The sequence below is a fragment of the Bacillus sp. FSL W8-0519 genome, assembly GCF_038005585.1.
Classification (GTDB): Bacteria; Bacillota; Bacilli; order Bacillales; family Bacillaceae_G; genus Bacillus_A; species Bacillus_A paranthracis.
On record NZ_JBBOTL010000001.1, the window covers coordinates 1,048,948 to 1,069,993 of the forward strand.

Sequence of the window (21,046 nt, forward strand, 5' to 3'; positions counted from 1 at the left end):
CTATAAATGAGAGCGGTGTCTTTAGACAGATTGTCCATTTTGTCCGTTTACTATAAAACGCTTTCATTTTAACATGGATAGTAAGAAGAAGATTTCAAATATATCATAATATATTAAAGGAATTGAGGGAGAACTACAATGAAAAAGGTTATAAACAAACCAGAAACATTAGTAATGGAAATGTGTAACGGAATGGTTATGGCTCATCCAGAGCTTGAGCTTTTGAAAAAATATAAAGTCATTAAGAAGAAAGAAATGAACGAAAATAAAGTAACGTTAATTAGCGGAGGCGGTAGTGGTCATGAGCCGGCACATGCGGGATTAGTCGGAAAGGGAATGTTAGATGCGGCAGTGTGCGGAGATGTGTTTGCTTCGCCTTCACAAATTCAGGTGTACCAAGCGATTAAAGAGACAGCTAGTAAAAAAGGTACGTTATTAATTATTAAAAATTACAGCGGCGATATTATGAATTTCAAAAACGGTGCGCATTTAGCGACTGAAGATGGAATCGAAGTCGACTATGTAAAAGTAGACGATGACATTGCGGTAGAAGATAGTCTATACACAGTAGGACGCCGCGGCGTTGCGGGCGTTATTTTAGTCCATAAAATTGCCGGTGCAGCAGCGGAAGCAGGTATGGATTTAGGAGCGGTGAAAGCAGTAGCGGAAAAAGCAGCGGCTAACGTGCGCACAATCGGTTTAGCGTTAACTTCTTGTACAGTTCCAGCGAGCGGATCACCTACTTTCACACTTGCGGAAGATGAAATGGAATACGGCGTAGGTATTCACGGCGAACCAGGAATTAAACGTGAAAAAATGCTGTCAGCAGATGAATTAGCGAACCGTATGACAAATGATTTAATGAAAGATTTAGGAGTAAAAGACGGCGAGGAAATCGCACTGCTAGTTAACGGTTTTGGCGGAACACCACTGCAAGAACTTTACTTATTTAACAACGCAGTGACGAGAGAACTAGCTGCTAGAAACATTAAAATTAATAGAGTATTTGTCGGCAATTATATGACGAGTATCGATATGGCTGGTATGTCTTTAACAGTGATGAAGCTAGATGACGAGCTAAAAACATTACTATCAAAAGAGTGTAATACACCAGCGTTTAAAGTAGATGGGCCAGTTGAAAGTGTTGAGTATGTAAATGTACTTGAAGAGACAGAAGAGAAGGAAGTTTCATTTGAACTAGAAACAGCGGAAGAGCACGCTGTGATTAAAGATAATGTTATTACATTAAACAACATGATTTATCTCGTTGATAAAATGAGCGATAGTATTATTAAAAATGAAGTACCATTCTGTGAGTTAGACACGCATGCAGGTGATGGAGACTTCGGAATGAGTGTAGCAAAAGGATTTAAGCAATTAAAACGTGAGTGGCATTCGATTGTAGAACAAGAAAACGTAACGATCGGATCATTCCTTGACGGTTGTTCCATGATTATTATGGAACATTGCGGCGGCGCATCTGGTCCAATTTGGGGCGGTGCATTCCGCGCAGCTAGTAAAGCAGCAGGCGAGAAGCGTGAGTTAACAGTGAAAGAATTTGCTGAAATGTTGCAAGCAGCACTGCAAGGCATACAATCTATCGGTGAAAGATCATTCGGCAGAGGAGCGGTAGTTGGTGACAAAACACTTGTTGACGCACTTGCTCCATGTGTAGACTCTTGGTTAGCTAGCGCTTCAAGCGAAGAAGACATGAAAACTGCCTTTGAAAAAGGAGCAGAAGCAGCGGTCAAAGGAGCAGAGTATACGAAAGAAATCGTAGCTCGCATGGGCCGCGCCGGTACAGTTGGTGAAAGAAGCTTAGGCTACCCAGATGCAGGTGCACATGCGCTTGGAGTTATCTTTACGGAGATTGCGGGTAGTTTGAAATAGGAATGAGAAAGTCCCTTTGCCTTAAGGTGAAGGGGCTTTTATATAGTTGGTAGAAGACTATTTTCGGGCTCTCTGTAAAATATGAGTTTGTTACTATTTTTGATAAAATTTTATTTCAAAAATACAACTAATATTTCTCAACATTAATATATTGAAAATAATTAGAATATTTAAGATAATCGTTTGTGAAGAAAGAAATTATAAAAAAAGGGGGAATTTATTTTGTTACGTCGCTTATCTATTTGTACTTTATTAACAGCTTTTATGTTTACTTTATTTACATTTAACGGCTCTGCTTTCGCGGCTACGAATACTACTGAAAATGAAACAGTAGTAGCAGCTTGTGCCAAGGGAGGTACGGTAGGTACATATGGTGCAAAGATGCGCAGTGGTTACACTGTGGGATCACCTGTCTTACATACATTTACTAGTGGTCAGAAAATTACTGGCACATGGGTAACAGGTGAGTATGTTCAAGGGCATTATAGTAATTCTAAACAGTGGTTAAAAGTTACTTATAAAGGGATGACAGGTTATGTATCCCACACAACATTATATAACGTTTGCTCATAAAACTATGTAATATAATAGCTTTTGAGATATTGAACTAATCCCTTATAGGGATTAGTTTTTTTTATCTCCTTGAAAAATATCCATATTTAACTAAGTTAGTGTATAGATAACCATTTTTTCTAGGGATTTATTGGATTAATAGTTTTAATATTAGTTGTTAATTAGTATGGAGAAATTTATCATGCAAGAAGAGTGAGAAATCAAGAATTATAAAAAATTATAGTATCTTCGATATAAAACTTTCTTTGGATTTATAATTATAAGTAAAATCGCAACTATGGAATAAAAAATTGCAGTATACATAATTAATTCAATTAATTGTCCATTGATTATGCCAATAAATAAGTTAAAGAAAAAGTGGATGATCATTGGAATAATTAAATTTTGATTTAAATTATAAAATGTTGCCATGATAATTGTAGTAGATATAATTGCAATCATAAAAAATAAAATATATTTGATTAAATTACTGCCTGTAAAACCTGTAGTAAACCATATAGGTAGATGCCACATTCCCCACCAAAAACCAATAATGATGGAAGATTTTAATGGTGAGTATTTTTTCTGGAGCTCCATTAATGCAAAACCCCTCCACCCTAATTCTTCTCCTAGTGGTCCAGATACAATAGTTTTAACAACATAATAAATTAACACGCCCCATGTAGTTCTATTAAAAATAGAGTCTGCTTCACTATTAGTCGAAATGAGAAACAACATCGTCAAAAATATAATTATTTGAATCATACTGACAGTAAGAACGATAGAGTAGTTAAGTTTATTTTTAAATCTATCTTTTACGAATTGAATAAAACTTTGTCCAGGATAAATTCTTTTAAATAGAAACATAAAAGCAAAAGTGGAAGACCAAGCTGATATGCAGAGCATTACATCAAAAATCCAAGTTGGAAAATGTAATAACTTTGTAATTCCTACAAGCAGAAAAAGTGGCCAAAAAATAATGTTGGTTAGTAATATAAAACTTACCACCGGCTTTTTCAGTCTTTTATCTTCAGTCATATACAATTCCACCTTAAGTTAAATTTTTAACATGCAATAATGTACCTATTCAGCGCGTTGAGATGATGCACCGAGTATTCTTTCTATTATATCTATATGTTCTTTCAAAATATTACTTAGTTAATTAATAAAGGGAATTTTCAACTAATTGTTCACATAAAATTCATTCTTGGAAGTAAAGTTCTAAAAGTAATTTATCCATAGTGATATTAAAATTACTACTAACAGGGGGAGTACCACATCGCTATCATGCTAACAAAAATAAACTACACAAAATTAATTTTTTTGCTTCATATGTTAAAGAATATGGAGCAAAAACCAGAAAATGAAAAGATTTATACAGAACTAGAGGTATATATAGTTTTATACATTTACATAGTTTTTTAATTTTAAACAGTAAACTAATTCTGGATGGTGTCCTTCTTCAATCTCTCCTGTTGGCCTAAAACCCACTTTTTCATAAATCCGCTTTGCGCGTTCATTATCGTGAATAACCGATAAGAATATTTCTTCGCATTTGTACGTCTGAACCATAATATCTATTACTGCTTTTAAAACAGGAACCCCATACCCTATCCCTTGATATTGATGGCCAAGCATCATACTAATTAACTCATATTGCTTCGTTTCATTTCTAAACCCATACGAAGCAAAACCTATTAAAACATCATTATCATATATAGCTTTCGGAGTAAACCCAAACGTTTGGCAAGCTGCAAGAAAGAAAGCATTTGAACCAACCCATCTTTCATATATTTGAATGTGTTTTTCTTGAAGTTTATCTGATTTTAAATTAATAATTTCAAAGAAATTTTCTTCTGTTACATCTATTAATTTTAGATTCATCTTTTCCCCTCTTTCCATTTTTTACATTATCTATTCTAATTCTTTATCGTATTTCTTATTCCTTTATCTTCTTAATCAATAACTCATTAGTATTCTACATACTAATTGCATGAATTAAGAGGTTTCGTGCACTACTTCTTGGAAGTTGATCATGTAGCGCTCTATTTCGTAATTCACTATGCTTTCCAAAGAAAATAATGAAAGGAAAGGCGATGAATACATTTGCAAAATGACAAAATTGTAAGAATACAAGAATGTTTGTAAGAAAGTTCGATGTTTTCCTTTTTCTTTTTTTATTATAGTGAAAAAGAAGAAAGAAATATTCTCTTATGTAGGAAAGGAAGATAATAATGATTGATTTATTAAATAAATGGATGTTAGAAAGTACAGGGAATTTCAATATTGTTGTAGGACTTACAGCACTTCTATTTTTAGGTTCAGTAATTGCACTTATTATTATTTACAAAAAAATTGGTAAACCAGATGAAGGAACAAATGCTATTTATTTAAAAATTACTTCTCGTATGTTTATTACTCAAATTCTAATGAATGCAATATTTATTTCTTTAGTTGGTAAAGATATCGAGAATTTCCGTCAAATCTTTATATTATTTGAAGCTTTTGTATTCTTTATTGGAGCTATTTATTCGTTTAAATTATATAGACAGGAATACAAATAGTTCACTTATAAGAAACAATAAAAAATGTAAAATTTTCCTTTTTAGTTTACTGTATATTCTATACATATGAGGTTAATATAACGTCTCATTATCGGTAGCAAGAAAAAGGCGAATTCCAAACTTCAAAAGGAATTCGCCTTTTTCTTTTTCTATAACCCTATCCATCTCTTTATACATTCCTATCATGGCGGTACCCCATTTATAGGTTATGAGAAAGGGTATTTTTTGCACTATTATCTATTCTTGGATATTATTAATAATATCTATATGAACTTATGTTTTTATTAAAAAAGTTTGGCGGTGTGTAAAATGATGAAAGGGATTAAAAATATTGAAACGAAAGAACCGATAAACATGTTTCTATTTATTCCCTGTAGTACTCTTTTGTTTGATAATATTTATCAACATTTTATTCTTGGAAAGGATTTTACACTAGAGAAGCTTTTATTTGAACTCGTATTTTTATTTATTTTCATTTCATTTTTTTTATGTAATAAGTGTTTACAAAAAATGAATAAACAAATGTTTACAAAATATATTTTTCTTGGTGTTAGTATTATTTATCTTTTGGCATATGATCTTATGTTTATACGTGATCCAGGTTCGTCTTTACATATCCCATATTTAGAGTGCTTCCTAGTAATTTCTGCACCTTTATTTTTAAGTATTCATTATCTTCTAACGGTATCTATTTGTATGGTATGTAGATTTTTAATTGCTATTTATTATTTTGAAATTAATTATCCAATATCATTAATATTATTGTTTCTAATCATTTTTGTTACGTCATTTTTTGTATTTCTTTCATTAAAATTTTTAGTACAAAAAATTAAAGCATCCTATGAAAAACAAATGAAAGAAACAGCTTTATCGATAATGAGGATAATGGAATTAAAGGATCAATATACGAAAGGACATAGTGAACGTGTAGCCAATTATGCTACGATTCTTGCTAAAGAAACAAATGAATATGATGATAATTTTTTAAAACAATTTCATTTTATTTGTTTATTACATGATATAGGGAAAATAGGTATTCCGGATGAGGTTTTAAAGAAAGCATCTTCTCTTACAGAAGAAGAGTATAATATTATTAAGACACACCCACAATTAGGATTAGAAGTTTTTAAAAATATATCTTTAATAAAAGGTAGCGAAGATATAATTCTTTCTCATCATGAAAGATGGGATGGAAAGGGCTATCCTCAAAAACTAAAAGGAAATCAAATACCATTATGCGCAAGAATTGTTGCAATAGCAGATGCTTTTGATGCGATGACTTCTTCAAGAGCGTATCGTTCGGCTCTATCTCCTGAAGAAGCGTATAGACGTATTATAGAAGGATCTGGTACACAATTTGATCCTTCCATGGTAGAGATTTTCAAAAAGGTATTTCCTTTGTGGGAAAAAATGGTCCCCAATTCTTTTCGTTAAAAACACATGTCTGAAATCGATTCTTATTTCAGGTATGATGAATACGAAAAATGAAAAAACAAATTCAATCGTGATAAAAATTTGGAACTAGATAATGAATAAGGCATATAAAGAAAAGGTACCCATATAGGTACCTTTTCTAATAGTTTTTTAGCAGAAACAACTGCATCCGATAATGATTAATAGAATAAATAATACAACTAATAAAGCAAATCCTCCAGCGAAAGCAAAGAAGTTAGGTGGGGGATCAACTGCCCATAAAAGTCCGATTGGTTCAACTAATAATCAGTGGAGGATAAAGACCCCCCACTGATTAAGGTTTCACTTTATTATGCACTGTTACATACTTCTCTAAATTCCTCTATTTTTCATTTGATAAAATAAAATCCTAATATTACCAAGAGTTAAATAAATATTTCTACATATTCAAGATATTTACATAAATTACAAAAGTGATACATTTAAGTTGTAAGCTATAAAAACTATTAAAGGGGGATTTATTATGTTTAAGAAATTAGTAGTAGGGCTATTGGCAACTGGTATTGCATTAACAGGAGGAATTGGAGCGGCTTCAGCTGATACGCAAAAAGCTGTGAGTTCTCCGAAGCAAGCAGCATGCTCAATTCCTTATGAGTATTCTAATGGTAAATTTAAAAGAACTCTTTATTACTCAAATGGAGTATATGCTAATAGTTTTAATGAAAATGTTTGTGGCGGGACGATTACATGGTATTTAAAGCATGTTCAAAATGGAGTTGCTTTTTACGAAGGTAATTTAAAATAGTAGAGTTTTTGAACCTCATGTATTGAGGTTCTTTTATTTTTGATTTTTAAACTGATTCTCTATAAAAAAGCTAGGATTTCTCTTAGCAAAAGAGTTATATGTCATACAGAAAGACAATTGTATGCAAACTGGATATTTTCAATTTTATTATATAACGTTTATTGAGGGATAAATTGAATTATAGCAATCTTTACGTAAGCTTTATGTGATATTAAAGTTTTTGGGAGAGGTTGAAGTAGAATTTTGTACAAATAAGTAGGAAGTATGGAGATAATATTATAAATAAAGGGCTCAATTCTCAAAAGGGAGAGAGTTGAGCCTGAAGAGGTAATTACTAAGCTCTCGGGTTGATGAAAACTAGTAATTAAATAAAATCGCCCTAGGTTTAAGGGGTCTAGGGTTTCACGTTTTGGTATATCTCACACGACATTATAAAAAGAATAGAACGTACTGAAGATAACACATGAATGTTTCATAAATGTATCAAAAAAATGAACAAATTGTGTTTGAAATAAAAAAGGTCCTTACTATTATGTAAGAACTCCATAAACAAAGAAAAAAGTCGTATGTGCCTCTATATTAGAATCGAAATAACATTTTTAATATTCAATTATATATAGTTTTCTATATAACTTAACGTGATGAAGTTAAATAAAAATGTTATTTTAATACAAAACGAAATTGAAAGTTAGCAAGCAATACTTAAATAAGTAAAAGCGGCAAATCCATAAACTAATAAGCTACTAGTAGCAAGGAATTTTATAATTTCATTTGTAGAAATAATAGTTAAACATATTGCTATAGATGCACCTATAAAGAATTGGTACTTCGTATGTATATTTGTAAGATTAATTATTACAAGTACAGTTAAGAAAAGTGAAATGAAGTTCAAATATCTTTTCATTGTCATATTTCCTTTCAATATTTGATCTGTATTTATTATACCGGATTGTACCAGTAATAACATACTTTGTAATAGATCGTAATAGAAATCTCATTTTGCCATAAATAAAAAGGCGGTTGTTTCCGCAACCACCTTTCAGCAAAATAAAGCACTTTTTCAGAAATAAAATATGGATAATTCCTGAAAATGTTATAGGATATAATCCCATTTTTATAATTCAAGTGACGAGCTTAATTTATAAGAAAGGAATGACTACATTATATGAAAACTTGTCTAACAAGGTTACAAATAAAAGAGCAGCTAGCAAAGGCTAACTGCTCAATACAAGGAGATACAGAGAAAACTAAATGGGTTTTGGCATACAGCCTATCAACATTATGGACATAATATTGAGTTTTATTCGAAGGAATTCATGTTTTATAAATTAGATTATAATAATAGATAATTTAATAAATGATACGATTGGTTTAGGGTTAGTAAGGCAATACATCGCTCCACAGAAATTAGAAATGGCTGTAGCTTGTATAATGAAATAAGTGATGATATGGCACGAAAGCAAACGCGAGAGTCTCTTAGTATTGTACTAGATAAAACGATAAATACGTTTATAAAAATGAGGAATAAAAGAAAGGACCCCCTGGAGTTCGGGTCCTTTTAGAAGTGATGATGTTTTCTCGGCTTGGGAAACTGAGAAAATACAAAAATATAATACATTGAGATTTAGAGAATTTCAATACTAAATTAGAGATTATCATGAGGGAGTTATAACGGGTTACTATTTATATATCCACAAATAAAACAACATAATATCACCATGAATCCCTATAACAATATGAATTTTTGCATATTTCAAAACCTAATATATCCCTCAAAAAATTTTAATAGTATAATATGTTTTGTCATATTCTTTTAGATTTTTCGACAAAAAATAACATAAATAGAAACGATATTGGGAGAAGGAATTATGTACACAAAACTACTAAAATCAATTACATCATTATCACTTATTGGTGGTGCTTTACTATATACAAATGGTAGTGATGTGAGAGCAGCTGAGGCAAGTATTTTTTCTGATGTGCCTACGTCGCATTGGTCGTATCCGGCGATTAAAGATTTATCGAGTAAAAATATTATTTCTGGTTATGGAAATGGGAAGTTTGGTTTCGGTGATGTTGCAACGAGAGAGCAAGTTGCAGCTTTAATTTATCGTGCGTTGTTACCGAATAAGCAAGGTGGTGCGTTTAGTAATGATGGTGCTCGTTACGTATTACAAGATGGATCTACTTTAAACAATCCGTATCGAGATATTCGCTCAGGATCCACATTGTTTCCAGAAGAGGTTTTAACGTTAACGAAATTAGGGATTTTTAACGGGGATGGAAACGGAGGTTTTAGACCGAAAGATTCTGTTAGCCGTGCAGAAATGGCGCAAATTATTAAAAATGCTTTTCAAGTTTCGGCTAAGCAAAAGCATACATTTAATGATGTTCCGAATGGTTTTTGGGCAGAAGGGGCAATTAGTGCGGTGCAGTCAAACGGGATTGCATCTGGTACAGGCGAAGGGAAATTTGAACCTGCTAAAACGGTAACGCGTGAACAATATGCACAGTTTTTATATAATGCTTTGCAGTATAAAAAGCCTGCGGTTGCGGTGCAAAATACAGGAGATGCAGCACTATTAGCAGCATTCAAAGATGAAGTGCAGAAGCGTATTAATGCGTACGAAACGAATATTACACTTCCATATAAAACGACAAATAGTAATACAAAAGAAGTGATGAATACACTTTTTAACGCCTATAAAGAAGTGGCAAGTAAAAATGAGTATACAAATAATAATAGATCGAATGTTTCATATGGACTTTCTGGATCACCTGGAAATTATACGTTTACGCTAAAAATTACATATCGTGAAACGAAAGAACAAACAGAATATGTAATGAAGCAAGCGAAGGCAATTGTTTCTTCTATTACACAAGTTGGGATGGATGATCACGAAAAAGTGAAAGCGATTCATGATTATGTCGTAAAACATGTTTCTTATGATACGTCTTATAAAGCTTACACAGCATATGAAGCACTCGTAAATCGTTCTGCGGTTTGCCAAGGTTACGCACTATTAACTTATCAATTATTAAAAGAAGCAGGAATTGAGAATCATTTTGTAGTAGGAACTGGAGACGGTCAGCCTCATGCTTGGAACTTAGTGAAAATCGAAAACAAATGGTATCACCTTGATACAACATTCGATGATCCTGTGCCAGATGAACAAGGCCGCGTAACATATTCTTATTTCAACTTATCAGATGAGCAAATCGCAAGAAATCATGAGTGGAACCGCGGGGACTATCCGCAAGCTACAACAAATTATTATAGTACATTAACAAATAAAATTGCTGCAGGTGGTACGAAAATCCCTGCCTATCAGCAAATATTAAAAGATACAAAGTTAAACTATTTAGGAAATGAATACATCGCAAATAACTATAACGAATTAAAAAATAAAATGCAGCAACGTTATAACGAAAAGTCACCAAAGATCGAAATCCTTTATAAACAATCAATGAATGGCGCATTGCAAGATGTGAAAAAAGCAATTGGAGAAATCGGTTATCCGCAAGGAGCAAACCGTGTTTCTTATAAAGCGGAGCCGTATAATGCGAAAGAAGGATATTCTTTAGTGACGATTACATTTATGTAAAAAAACAACCTAGATCCTATGGGATCTAGGTTGTTTTTTTATAACTTAATTTAACATATCATTTTATTTATATGTTACACCGTTCAAAAAATATGCTTTATAGAGCGTGCCCTGTGCCTATTAACTTAAAAATTTTAAATTACCCCAAAACGAAAAAATGAACTTTTTTATTGTAAGTTAGGATACAATCTCGTTCTGGGGTAGTTGTATTTTCTTAGCTTGATAGGCGATGAGAGTCCAATACATATTATTAAAATTAAGATAATTCAAGCCGGAGAAAGGCACCATAGGGTGTTTTTTATTATCCTTCGACAAAACATGACAATATACAAACGAATTGTTTGCTACTATGAGATGAGAAATCTTACATTCTAAAAAATCTATTTAAAATAACCAATACAGATAGGCGTGAAAAAATGAAACGAAAGTTACTTACGGCGTTAACATGCAGTACATTGCTTATGGGAATGGCTGCTTGTAGCTCAAATGAGAAGGCTGCAACTGAATCAAAACCTAAACAAGAAGAAAAGGTTCAGGAAAAATTGAAAGTTCAAACCATTCAAAAGCAACAAAAAGATAGTTATGTAGTAAGTGAAGATGAATTATCTAAAGCGGCACAGTCGATTGGTGAAATCCAAAACGAGCAAACGATAAATGATATGATGATACATATGTCTTTACAAAAACTCACATTCAATGGAAATAATCTTCATGTTTCTGGTACTCGTGATGTAGGGCGGTTTCAAATGATAAAAGAAAACATTCAATACTTAAAAAACAACTTAAATGTTATCAATAATGATGAAAGACCCAAATATGAATCTATTCTGAACAAATGGTACGATGGAAATTTCGAATCTGCAGTTGAAGACTTTAGGGAAATTCATTATTTACGTTCTGGAACAAAGCAAAGTATGGAAGGATCTAAACTAGCTAAAAAAACTGTTAGTGATGAAAAAGAATTTATTCTCCATTTCTTTGGTCAAGAAGGATTAGATATTCATAATAAAGAATGGAAACATGGAGAGTTATAAAAATAACACTGAATTTCACTCCACTAGGAAGTACAATGTTTTTACTCTGCAATACGGTATTTCCTTCGGAGATAGTATCACATTGGCTTAGTGCATAATTTTACTCATGCCCTCTTCTATATCATTTTTAAAAATATAGATTTTAATTGTAAATAAGGAATCTAAATTTTATTTAATACCATTTTTTACGTGATAAATGAATGGTGAAATTTTCTTATGCGCAGTTCCACTAGGAGATTGCTTATAATGAGATTTAATAAATACACAGTCATGCTTATGTTTCTAACCATTGGCTCAAATGCCGCATTATCTATGTGGCTCAAGCAAGGACTTTTAGGTGTTTATCACGGCTATTGTTCTCTTGTTAATCGCTGCATGGACTACAAAGGATCTCATACAGACGGTCAGCATAAATAAATTATTGTATTTCTCAATAAACAAAAACAACTTAACATGGTAAAATAATAGTTGGATGGGAGTCCAATACATATTATTAAAATTAAGATGGTTCAAGTCGGAGGAAGGCACTTTAGGGTGTCTTTTCTTTTTTCTAAAAGAGAGTTTTGCTTTCAAGAAGATACATTTTTAATGGATTACTGCCATGAGTATATAGATAAAGTCCATCAAAACATGTATGTTCATGAATATGTAAAATTACATAAAATTTCCGAGAAAAAGAGAGTATACTTTCTTATTGTGTAATAAAGATAAAGCTCGCCTACGGAAATAGGCGAGCTTTTTTAACATATAAAGAAAAGACAACTTTTCAAGTACCTTTCTTTGAGTTGAAACATTTTACTAGGTTAAGTTTTGTGATGATTATTTCTTTTCATTTAAATGAACTAGAGTAGTACATCACTTTATTTTTAAGCATCCTTCTCAACAAATATGAATATTTTCATTATCCTTTTCACTACAAAGGGTAGTAATTTAGAAGCTAAAAATGCAAGCACGAAAGCAATTGCCCATGTTTTTATCCATGATTTGAGAAATAAAGCTGTATACCCAACATTCATTGAAACCATGACGAAAGAGATAATACTAGATATACCTAAAATCATAAAGAGATTAAAAATTATCGGTTCAAATTTTTTATTGATTTTCAAAATTAACACCTATTTTCTATATATACTTTGCTGTCCGATTTCACCAACATCTAATCTTACAGTTTGAAATCTATGTTGTCCAGCTTGTTGTACTTTTCTGCAATAGCAATTATTGAGATGTTAACTAGTTTGTCTGGGATGGGAACTCATGATATTGCTATCAAGCTAAGGTTGTATAAATGAACACTTTATCTTTTTTATAGCATCGAAGTTCATTTTGGGGGCGAATGTAATATTACATCATTAAAGTAATAGTTGCACTTGAAACTCTGCATATCGCATGTCTTTTCCAATAGTTTTTTAGCAGAAGCAAGCAGCTCCAATGATGATTAATAAAATAAACAATACAACTAATAAAGCAAATCCTCCCGCGAAGCCATAACTATCACCAAAGCCGAGAACAGTTCCTCCTTTAAATAGGAGGGGGAAAACAAAGGATCAATTATGTGTTTTAACGGATTCCATTTACTTTATGTATTTATGAATGGAGCAGGTTCTTTTCAAAATAGATTTATTCTTTGAAGGAGTTCAAGGACAAAATAGGAGAATTTATATTATTTATTAATAGGGAATAAGTGGGGAATAAAATTTCCAAAAACACAGATAGAAATCCGCTTTTATACCTTTCATTAAAATAATACTAGCATTATATATTGTAAGGAATACTTATCCTTAATTGTAAATGAAAGGGGGGATTGGTATGAGTTATGGCTATGATCATCCTCCTGAAAAACATCATAAACACCACAATGAAACTTTGTCAACGGGTGTATTACGTAGACATTCCGCTACGTTGTTTCTTACTGTGGAAGCTATGAATGTTGATCCAGATGATACTCATACAGTAACTGTTGAAATGTTTGATTGGTCATCGGGTTCTCCGGTATTGTTACCATTAGTAGACCCTTCAACACAAACATTGGCACCTAATCGACGTGTTACTTTTCGTTCAGCAGCTCTTTCTTCAGGTGTTTTTGCTTATGAAGTAAGAATCATTCGTTCGAAAGATAGAGATGTTGTTACGAATGTTTTTGGTCTTAGTGCAATCGTATTTAACCCACAAGAAGGAAATAATGTTTTACAACATGATTTAGCAAAATTAGATCTTAAATAGCTTTTATAAAAGTTTATTTATTGGACAAGATTAAAAAAGAGTAGGATTACATCCTACTCTTTTTTAACATCAATTATATTAAAATTTTAAAAGAAATCCTTCATCATTTTTACATCTTTAATATTCACTGTTACACCTTCAACCTTATCCTTCTTCTCATCTTTAGCAATCGTAATTTTCTCATTATTATCAACCCAAACAAGAAATTCTTCTTTTGTGTCATCTTTATATGTAACGGTAATAGTAGAATGTGCCGATTCTCGCTTTTTTTGATCTAAAGTGATTGTTTTAGGCGTGCCTTTTTGAACTGCGGAAACGATAGATTGTATCATTTCTTCGTTGTCTGTTTGAGATTTAGAAGTAGTATTATTGGTTGTCTGAAGTATTTCGATATCTGTAATGTTTGCGGAGTTTAATTGAAAGGCATTTTGTTTCTGTTCTTGCTTAGCTTGTGAAGCTTTATCTGTAGCTGAGGTGCTTGTGCAGCCTATTAAAGTGAAAGATAGAGCGGTTAGAGCGCATATATAAGTGGTTTTTTTCATTATATCCCCTCCTTGGCTTAATCATAACAATTTTCTGTTAATTTAGGTAGTTATTGTAAGAGGATTTATTTTACTAGTTTTAGGATAGAGAAAATTCAAGAGGAGGTTAACCGTAAATAATAACCATCAGGGTCTACAATACGAAAATCCTTCATTCCCCAAGATTGCATTTTAAGGTTAGATTCCACTGGATAATTTTTTTCTAATACATGTTGGTATATTTGTTCAATATTATCAAAAACCATGATAACTTCAACACCTTTACCTTTTGGCTTAAGTCCACCTGTTTTTAAATAATGATTTTCATTGAGAATATAATCAGGGGTTAATAATAAAGAAAAATCCCCTAGTTTAATCATTGCACTAGTTGCATTCTTTTTTGAGAATACAAGGGTAAGGATTTCCTCATAAAAACGAATAGATCTTTGCAAATCTTCTACAAATAACTCTAGACGAAAGTGCATATGTACTCTCCTTTTCATTTTTTTTTTTTCAAATTTTATGTTTAACATTTCGAAAATAGGTGTACTACATATAATATAACAAATAATTCATTTTAAAGGAGGAAGTTAAAGATGGAAACGAAGTATAGGAAACCTTTTGTATATGAATTTATTACGGAGAAAGAGGTCATGAATGCGGCGAATGATCTAGTAAAGAAAGGAATAGACCAAAAAGATATTTACGTATTAACACACGAGAAAGAAAGGACAGATAGAATCGCAGACAATGCAGACGTGAATACAATTGGTATACAAGAGGAGGGACTTGGGACAAGTATTATTAACGTCTTTCAAAAAACGGGAGATCAGTTAAGAAATAAGATGCAGGAGTTAGGGCTTAATGAGGAAGAAGCGAACTTCTACGAAGAAAAGCTGGATGAAGGGAAAATCTTGTTATTCGTTAAAGATTTAGAGAGAGTCGGTGAATGGTTACAAGAAAGAAGATGCGTGTATTCTATTTAAATTTGTATCCTGTAAATCTATAAATCTATTACGAAAAGGAGATGGGAAATATGAGTGAGAGCGGACTAAAAGAACAAATTACTGGTAAAGTGGAAAAGACAAAGGGACAAGTAAAAGAAGGAATTGGTGAAGTTACAGAAGATAGAAAGTTGAAAAATGAAGGGAAGTGGGACAAGACGAAGGGAACGATAAAAGAAAAAGTCGGAAAAGTGAAACAGAAGATAAGTGATGGGTTGGATAATAAAGAATAATACATGTTTATCAAGCTTTGGTTACATACCAAAGCTTGATAAATACAATATAAAACGAATATAGGAGGGTTAATTGTGGGACTTATTATTACGTGTATTGTAGGTGGACTTATTGGTGCGTTAGCTGGAATGATTACGGGAAAAGACTTTCCTTTAGGTATAGTTGGTAATGTGATTGCCGGATTAATCGGATCTTGGGTAGGTAGTGCGTTATTTGGTCATTGGGGTCCTGAATGGGGAGGCATCTTTATTCTTCCAGCGTTATTAGGTGCAATTGTCTTTATTTTAATCGTTACATTCTTCTCTAGAATGCTACGGAAAGCGTAAGTATGATAATGAATAGTAATCTTAAGTTTATTATATATAGTTATAAAGTAAATAGAATGATAAATATACATAAAAAAGCATCCAATTCAAATAAATTGGATGCTTTTTTATGTAATCTGCATAGGAATGAGCGGGGGATGAAGGCCCCCGCTCATTGAAATTACACTTTCTATTTATGTATTAAGCCATCGTTACTTTTTTACAAGCGTTTATTCTTACGACCTGCCTTGGTTCTATATGAGATAAGTCCTCGTTATTACCTATATCAACTACAATTGTATTCGTTAGTATATTAATAATGGAACCAACTAATTTTGTAGCATGATCGTGTCGATAAGAAAATTGAACAAAATCTCCTTTTTTAAAATTGTGCTCTTCCATAGATAGATCCCCCTAAAAATAATGTTTATAGATTATATATACACAAATTTATAAGGTTTAAACATTTGGTAGTATTTTTTACGTGTTAAGCCGAGAAAGGTGTGGAAAATTTATTTATAATAAAAATAAAAAAATATGTTTAAAACTAATTTTTATGGGTAATTAACATAGTAGTAGTTTGAGATAAGGGGGCGGAAATGATGAATTTGGGAATAAATATTTTGCAAAATGATGTAGGGTATACGGTACAACTTAATGGTGAAATTGATGCATATACGGCATCAGATTTAAAAAATAAGATGATGCCTATTGCAAGCGAAAAAGAGGTTCATATGGTAGTAGATTTTACTGAGGTAGAGTATATGGATAGTACAGGTTTAGGTGTTTTTATAGCGCTATTAAAAGCAGTTAAGAAAAATGATGGAAAACTAGAGTTTATTGGTGTATCTAAAAGGTTAAAAAGATTATTTGATATTACAGGGTTAACAGAAATATTAAATTTGAATTCCGATTTTGAAAAAGTAGAAAGAAGGTGACTAGGGATGATGGAGAGATTTGAAAAGATAGAAATGAAAATTCCTGCAAAGGCAGAATATGTGGCTATTATTCGTTTAACGATGGCTGGTGTTGCGAATCGAATGGGCTTTGCTTATGACGATATAGAAGATATGAAAATTGCTATTAGTGAAGCATGTACAAACATTGTACAACATGCATACAAAGAAGACGTTGGAGAAATTGCAATTGTCTTTGGGCTATATGAAGATCGATTAGAAATTATGGTTGCTGATAATGGGGTTAGCTTTGATTTTAATAACTTAAAAAGGAAAGTTGGTCCGTATGATATTAGTAAACCAGTAGAACATTTGCCGGAAAATGGTTTAGGTTTATATTTAATTAATACGTTAATGGATGATATACAAATCATGCATGATGAGGGCATGACAGTTTTAATGACAAAATATATACAAAGAGAGCAGGTGGAGAATGATGGAAATCCAATCTCAACCTACGAATCTTACTAAAGAAGACGTTATGAAACTAATTGCAGAATTTCAACAAAACCAATGTGATGAAGCACAGGAAAGGTTAGTTGATCATTATAAAAATCTCGTATATTCCATTGCATATCGCTATTCAAAAGGCGGGCCGATGCATGAGGATATTATACAAGTAGGCATGCTAGGGCTCTTAGGCGCAATAAGAAGGTATGATTATTCGATAGGGAATGCTTTTGAGCCTTTTGCAATACCTACGATAGTAGGGGAAATAAAGAAGTATTTACGCGATAAAACTTGGGGCATTCACGTTCCAAGGCGAATTAAAGATTTAGGCGGAAAAATTAAACTTGCGATAGAGGAGCTAACAGATCATTTGCAACGTTCACCGAAAATTATAGAGATTGCGGATCATTTAGGACTATCCGAAGAGGAAGTACTAGAAATTATGGATGCGAAAAATAATTATCGAGTATCTTCCTTAGATGATGTAGTTGAAAATGCATCTGATGGAAGTTCGGTAGCGAGAATTGAATCTGTAGGTGAAGTAGAGCAAGGATATGAAGAGACAGAAAGGCGTCTCGTTTTAAAGGATATTTTTAATGTATTAAATGAAACGGAAAAGAGTGTTATTCATTATATATTTGAAGAGAATTTAAATCAAAAGGATACAGGAGAACGGTTAGGTATTTCACAAATGCACGTTTCTCGTATTAAAAGACAAGCGATAAGTAAATTGAAGCAAGCCGCATTTTTAGATACATAAAAAATTTAAAATAATGATGTTTAAAACATGAGAAAAGGGGTACGTATTAAGTATAGGAGGAGATATAAAAATGTCACACGATGTGAAAGAACTAATCGAAGGATTGAATGAAGATTTAGCAGGAGAATACTCAGCAATTATTATGTATAACCATAATGCAGCAACAGTTTCTGGTATATATAGACAAGTGTTAAAACCTTTCTTTGAATCTGAAATTAGTGATGAACAAGGACATGCCCTATATTTAGCGGAGAAAATTAAGACGTTAGGTGGTACACCTACTACGATCCCTTTACCAGTGAAACAAGTAGAAGACGTTAGAGAAATGTTAGAAGAAGCTAGAAAGTCAGAATATGAAACAATTAAGCGTTATGAAAAGAGAAAAGAACAAGCAGCGAAATTAAATATGACAGAGTTAGTTGTAAAGTTAGAAGATATGATCGCAGATGAAACAAATCATATGGAAGAATTGGATCGTCTTTTAAGTGATAAAGCAATGGTGTTAAATTAAAAGTGGAAACTTATAGAGTGAAAGAACAAACTCTCATTTCTGGGGGTTTGTTCTTTTGCTATATAAAAAATATGTTTGAGTAGGAAATTTTTATTTTATAACTGAGTATGTAATACTAGAAAAATAGAAAATAATAATCGATTTACATTTTATATAAGAAAAGGGGAAATCACTTGTGTCCATTTTAATTGTAGATGATAATCCGGTTAACATCTTTGTAATTAAGAAGATTTTAAAACAAGCCGGATATCAGGATCTTGTATCGCTGAATTCTGCACAAGAGCTTTTCGAATACATCCATTTTGGAAAAGATTCTTCCAGGCATAATGAAATAGATTTAATACTATTAGATATTATGATGCCTGAAATTGATGGACTTGAAGTTTGTAGGCGATTACAAAAAGAGGAGAAGTTTAAAGATATTCCTATTATTTTTGTAACAGCTTTAGAAGATGCGAATAAATTAGCTGAAGCTCTTGATATGGGGGCAATGGATTATATTACGAAACCTATAAATAAAGTTGAATTGTTAGCGCGTATGCGTGTAGCATTACGCTTGAAATCGGAATTAAATTGGCATAAAGAACAGGAAGAAAATCTTCGGAATGAACTAGATTTAGCTACGCAAGTACAAAGAAACTTATTAAGTAGCCCATTAAGAGAAGAACACATAAAAATCGAAGCAAGTTACTTACCTTCATTTAAACTAGCTGGAGATATGTATTACTGGTATAAAATCGATGAAAACCGCTACGGTATTATATTATTAGATGTGATGGGACATGGTGTATCCGCTTCCTTAGTTTGCATGTTCATTTCGTCTGTATTACGTGAAACGATTAAAAGTTTAATCGACCCAGAACTCGTTATGAAAGACTTAAATAAATATATGACTCTTTTACATAATGAGAATGACAATATTCCATATTATTTTACAGCGATATATTTAGTAGTTAATACAGAAGATAGAACGATTGAATATGTAAATGCAGGACATCCTTCTGGATATGTTTTAGTTGATGAAACAAATGTAGTTGAACTAAATCGCGGAAGTTGTGCGGTAGGGTTTTTTGATGAAATAAAAGTTGAAAAGACAGTTATACCTTTTGAAAAGAACGCTCAAATCGTATTGTTTACAGATGGTGTTCTTGAAGCAATAGCAAGTGATGAGTTTGAGGCTGAAGAGAAATTACGTACTTTTACAGAAAGAAAATGGGGAGAGTTAGAAGAAGAGATAGAAGGGTTTTACAAGGAAGAACAGAAGGAAGCACAATCAGATGATATGTGTCTCATTATGATACAAGCGAATGCGAAATAAAAAGCGTATGAAATCCAAATAGAGGATTTCATACGCTTTTATTGTATTTTTTGATAGATTTGTTCGTTCGGATTAAATTGGGTATAATGCGGCATGATATCCGAGAAACGAAGGGTTTCTTTATTTCCTAAACATAGGAATCCATTGTGACTTAAACTTTCATAAAATAGTTGCTGTACTTGGTTTTGAAGTTTACTTGTAAAGTAAATTAAAACGTTACGGCAAAGTATAATATGAAATTCGTTAAAAGACTGATCAGTTACTAAATTATGCTGTGCAAAAATAATGTTTTGTAACAGTGAAGGATTAAAATAAGCAAAACGACTATCCGTTGAATAATAGTTAGAAAACGCTTGTGTACCGCCAGCTTGTAAATAGTTTTTCGTATAAGTTTGCATTTTATTTAACGGAAGGATTCCTTGTTTTGCTTTTTCTAACACGTCTGTATTCATATCTGTTGCGTAAATAACAGCTTTTTCACTTAATCCTTCTTCGTGAAGTAAGATGGCCATGGATAATACTTCTTCACCAGTTGCGCATCCAGCATGCCAAATTCTAATTTCAGGATGCTTTCTTAATTCAGGAATAACATGCTCTCTTAGCGCCTTAAAAAAGATAGGGTTACGGAACATCTCAGTTACATTAATCGAGAAATCATTTAATAACTGTTCTAAAACCCCTTCCTCGTGAATTACTTTTTCTATTAATTTTGAAATGGTAGGGATATGAGAAATTTGCATTCGATTACAAATCCGTCTATAAATAGATGTGCGAGCGTATTGGCGAAAATCAAATCCTGATAGTTTAAATACCGCTTCCAATAGTAAGTCAATTTCTAAGTTCGTACGCTTATCCGCATCTACTGATGGATCAAAATTATAATACTTATTTTCCACTGAAACGA

The 21,046-nt window shown here is 32.3% G+C and carries 24 protein-coding genes and 3 pseudogenes; 17 read left to right on the forward strand and 10 right to left on the reverse strand.

Annotated features, from left to right (window positions below; all coding sequences use genetic code 11):
- Nucleotides 1–138 precede the first annotated feature (138 nt).
- Nucleotides 139–1,890, forward strand: a complete 1,752-nt coding sequence (gene dhaK, locus NST14_RS05395) for a dihydroxyacetone kinase subunit DhaK (protein WP_229143261.1) — start codon at nt 139–141, stop codon at nt 1,888–1,890.
- 222 nt (nt 1,891–2,112) lie between these two features.
- On the forward strand, nt 2,113–2,463 hold the full coding sequence (locus NST14_RS05400) for an SH3 domain-containing protein (protein ID WP_000946187.1): 351 nt from the start codon (nt 2,113–2,115) through the stop codon (nt 2,461–2,463).
- 207 nt (nt 2,464–2,670) lie between these two features.
- Here the strand turns inward: NST14_RS05400 and NST14_RS05405 are convergent, their stop codons facing one another.
- Together NST14_RS05405 and NST14_RS05410 are read right to left on the reverse strand one after the other, a co-directional pair.
- Nucleotides 2,671–3,480, reverse strand: coding sequence for a CPBP family intramembrane glutamic endopeptidase (locus NST14_RS05405; RefSeq protein WP_229143260.1), 810 nt, complete (start codon nt 3,478–3,480; stop codon nt 2,671–2,673).
- A gap of 363 nt (nt 3,481–3,843) precedes the next feature.
- Entirely contained in the window at nt 3,844–4,326 is a 483-nt protein-coding gene (locus NST14_RS05410) for a GNAT family N-acetyltransferase (RefSeq protein WP_229143259.1), read from the reverse strand.
- A gap of 350 nt (nt 4,327–4,676) precedes the next feature.
- Between NST14_RS05410 and NST14_RS05415 the strand changes: the two genes are divergently transcribed.
- Nucleotides 4,677–5,006: a hypothetical protein gene (locus tag NST14_RS05415; protein ID WP_000566279.1), complete on the forward strand. Its 330-nt coding sequence runs from the start codon at nt 4,677–4,679 to the stop codon at nt 5,004–5,006.
- A gap of 309 nt (nt 5,007–5,315) precedes the next feature.
- Nucleotides 5,316–6,440 carry an HD-GYP domain-containing protein gene (locus tag NST14_RS05420; RefSeq protein ID WP_016716670.1) on the forward strand — a complete coding sequence of 375 codons (1,125 nt, stop codon included), beginning with the start codon at nt 5,316–5,318 and terminating at the stop codon, nt 6,438–6,440.
- Between the two features lie 150 nt (nt 6,441–6,590).
- Here the strand turns inward: NST14_RS05420 and NST14_RS05425 are convergent.
- Nucleotides 6,591–6,665: pseudogene (locus NST14_RS05425) on the reverse strand (YjcZ family sporulation protein); the annotation flags it as partial.
- A gap of 277 nt (nt 6,666–6,942) precedes the next feature.
- Between NST14_RS05425 and NST14_RS05430 the strand changes: the two are divergent.
- Nucleotides 6,943–7,224: an LCI fold-containing protein gene (locus NST14_RS05430; protein ID WP_000473834.1), complete on the forward strand. Its 282-nt coding sequence runs from the start codon at nt 6,943–6,945 to the stop codon at nt 7,222–7,224.
- 688 nt (nt 7,225–7,912) lie between these two features.
- On the opposite strand, the gene NST14_RS05435 is transcribed toward NST14_RS05430, so the two are convergent.
- Nucleotides 7,913–8,128, reverse strand: coding sequence for a hypothetical protein (locus NST14_RS05435; RefSeq protein WP_000833256.1), 216 nt, complete (start codon nt 8,126–8,128; stop codon nt 7,913–7,915).
- Nucleotides 8,129–9,092: 964 nt separating this feature from the next.
- Here NST14_RS05435 and NST14_RS05440 point away from each other — a divergent pair.
- From NST14_RS05440 to NST14_RS05450, 3 genes and pseudogenes are all read left to right on the forward strand, one after another.
- On the forward strand, nt 9,093–10,829 hold the full coding sequence (locus NST14_RS05440; protein ID WP_229143255.1) for an S-layer homology domain-containing protein: 1,737 nt from the start codon (nt 9,093–9,095) through the stop codon (nt 10,827–10,829).
- A 416-nt stretch (nt 10,830–11,245) separates the two neighbouring features.
- Nucleotides 11,246–11,863 carry a DUF6241 domain-containing protein gene (locus tag NST14_RS05445; protein WP_000823726.1) on the forward strand — a complete coding sequence of 206 codons (618 nt, stop codon included), beginning with the start codon at nt 11,246–11,248 and terminating at the stop codon, nt 11,861–11,863.
- A gap of 246 nt (nt 11,864–12,109) precedes the next feature.
- Nucleotides 12,110–12,280 (forward strand): annotated as a pseudogene (locus NST14_RS05450) (hypothetical protein).
- A 449-nt stretch (nt 12,281–12,729) separates the two neighbouring features.
- Here the strand turns inward: NST14_RS05450 and NST14_RS05455 are convergent.
- Nucleotides 12,730–12,969, reverse strand: a complete 240-nt coding sequence (locus NST14_RS05455; RefSeq protein ID WP_000700215.1) for a DUF2798 domain-containing protein — start codon at nt 12,967–12,969, stop codon at nt 12,730–12,732.
- A 300-nt stretch (nt 12,970–13,269) separates the two neighbouring features.
- Nucleotides 13,270–13,344 (reverse strand): annotated as a pseudogene (locus NST14_RS05460) (YjcZ family sporulation protein); the annotation flags it as partial.
- Between the two features lie 325 nt (nt 13,345–13,669).
- On the opposite strand from NST14_RS05460, the gene NST14_RS05465 reads away from it, so the two are divergent.
- A complete protein-coding gene (locus NST14_RS05465; RefSeq protein WP_000120200.1) occupies nt 13,670–14,083 on the forward strand; it encodes a hypothetical protein in 414 nt (137 codons plus the stop codon).
- Nucleotides 14,084–14,169: 86 nt separating this feature from the next.
- Here the strand turns inward: NST14_RS05465 and NST14_RS05470 are convergent, their stop codons facing one another.
- Together NST14_RS05470 and NST14_RS05475 are read right to left on the reverse strand one after the other, a co-directional pair.
- The gene (locus tag NST14_RS05470) at nt 14,170–14,625 is read right to left on the reverse strand and encodes a hypothetical protein (RefSeq protein WP_000754259.1); all 456 of its coding nucleotides are present in this window, start codon (nt 14,623–14,625) and stop codon (nt 14,170–14,172) included.
- Between the two features lie 95 nt (nt 14,626–14,720).
- Nucleotides 14,721–15,089 carry a VOC family protein gene (locus tag NST14_RS05475; protein ID WP_000545705.1) on the reverse strand — a complete coding sequence of 123 codons (369 nt, stop codon included), beginning with the start codon at nt 15,087–15,089 and terminating at the stop codon, nt 14,721–14,723.
- A gap of 111 nt (nt 15,090–15,200) precedes the next feature.
- Here NST14_RS05475 and NST14_RS05480 point away from each other — a divergent pair, with 111 nt between their 5' ends.
- The 3 genes from NST14_RS05480 (at nt 15,201) to NST14_RS05490 (ending at nt 16,168) form a co-directional block, all read left to right on the forward strand.
- Entirely contained in the window at nt 15,201–15,590 is a 390-nt protein-coding gene (locus NST14_RS05480; RefSeq protein ID WP_073536576.1) for a general stress protein, read from the forward strand.
- A 50-nt stretch (nt 15,591–15,640) separates the two neighbouring features.
- Nucleotides 15,641–15,841: a CsbD family protein gene (locus tag NST14_RS05485; protein ID WP_000004269.1), complete on the forward strand. Its 201-nt coding sequence runs from the start codon at nt 15,641–15,643 to the stop codon at nt 15,839–15,841.
- A 75-nt stretch (nt 15,842–15,916) separates the two neighbouring features.
- On the forward strand, nt 15,917–16,168 hold the full coding sequence (locus NST14_RS05490; protein ID WP_000522902.1) for a GlsB/YeaQ/YmgE family stress response membrane protein: 252 nt from the start codon (nt 15,917–15,919) through the stop codon (nt 16,166–16,168).
- Between the two features lie 180 nt (nt 16,169–16,348).
- Here the strand turns inward: NST14_RS05490 and NST14_RS05495 are convergent, their stop codons facing one another.
- On the reverse strand, nt 16,349–16,549 hold the full coding sequence (locus NST14_RS05495; RefSeq protein WP_000390993.1) for a hypothetical protein: 201 nt from the start codon (nt 16,547–16,549) through the stop codon (nt 16,349–16,351).
- Between the two features lie 197 nt (nt 16,550–16,746).
- Here NST14_RS05495 and rsbV point away from each other — a divergent pair, with 197 nt between their 5' ends.
- The 5 genes from rsbV (at nt 16,747) to NST14_RS05520 (ending at nt 20,142) form a co-directional block, all read left to right on the forward strand.
- Nucleotides 16,747–17,085, forward strand: a complete 339-nt coding sequence (gene rsbV / locus NST14_RS05500; protein ID WP_001996861.1) for an anti sigma b factor antagonist RsbV — start codon at nt 16,747–16,749, stop codon at nt 17,083–17,085.
- Nucleotides 17,086–17,091: 6 nt separating this feature from the next.
- Nucleotides 17,092–17,574, forward strand: a complete 483-nt coding sequence (rsbW, locus tag NST14_RS05505; RefSeq protein ID WP_000970573.1) for an anti-sigma B factor RsbW — start codon at nt 17,092–17,094, stop codon at nt 17,572–17,574.
- The gene (sigB, locus tag NST14_RS05510) at nt 17,537–18,313 is read left to right on the forward strand and encodes an RNA polymerase sigma factor SigB (RefSeq protein ID WP_002163732.1); all 777 of its coding nucleotides are present in this window, start codon (nt 17,537–17,539) and stop codon (nt 18,311–18,313) included. The genes rsbW and sigB overlap by 38 nt, the downstream gene beginning before the upstream one ends.
- A gap of 70 nt (nt 18,314–18,383) precedes the next feature.
- Nucleotides 18,384–18,824, forward strand: coding sequence for a ferritin-like domain-containing protein (locus NST14_RS05515; protein WP_000017748.1), 441 nt, complete (start codon nt 18,384–18,386; stop codon nt 18,822–18,824).
- 175 nt (nt 18,825–18,999) lie between these two features.
- Nucleotides 19,000–20,142, forward strand: a complete 1,143-nt coding sequence (locus NST14_RS05520; protein WP_000025560.1) for a fused response regulator/phosphatase — start codon at nt 19,000–19,002, stop codon at nt 20,140–20,142.
- A 38-nt stretch (nt 20,143–20,180) separates the two neighbouring features.
- Here the strand turns inward: NST14_RS05520 and NST14_RS05525 are convergent, their stop codons facing one another.
- Nucleotides 20,181–21,038: a CheR family methyltransferase gene (locus NST14_RS05525; protein WP_098947152.1), complete on the reverse strand. Its 858-nt coding sequence runs from the start codon at nt 21,036–21,038 to the stop codon at nt 20,181–20,183.
- Nucleotides 21,039–21,046: the final 8 nt, after the last annotated feature.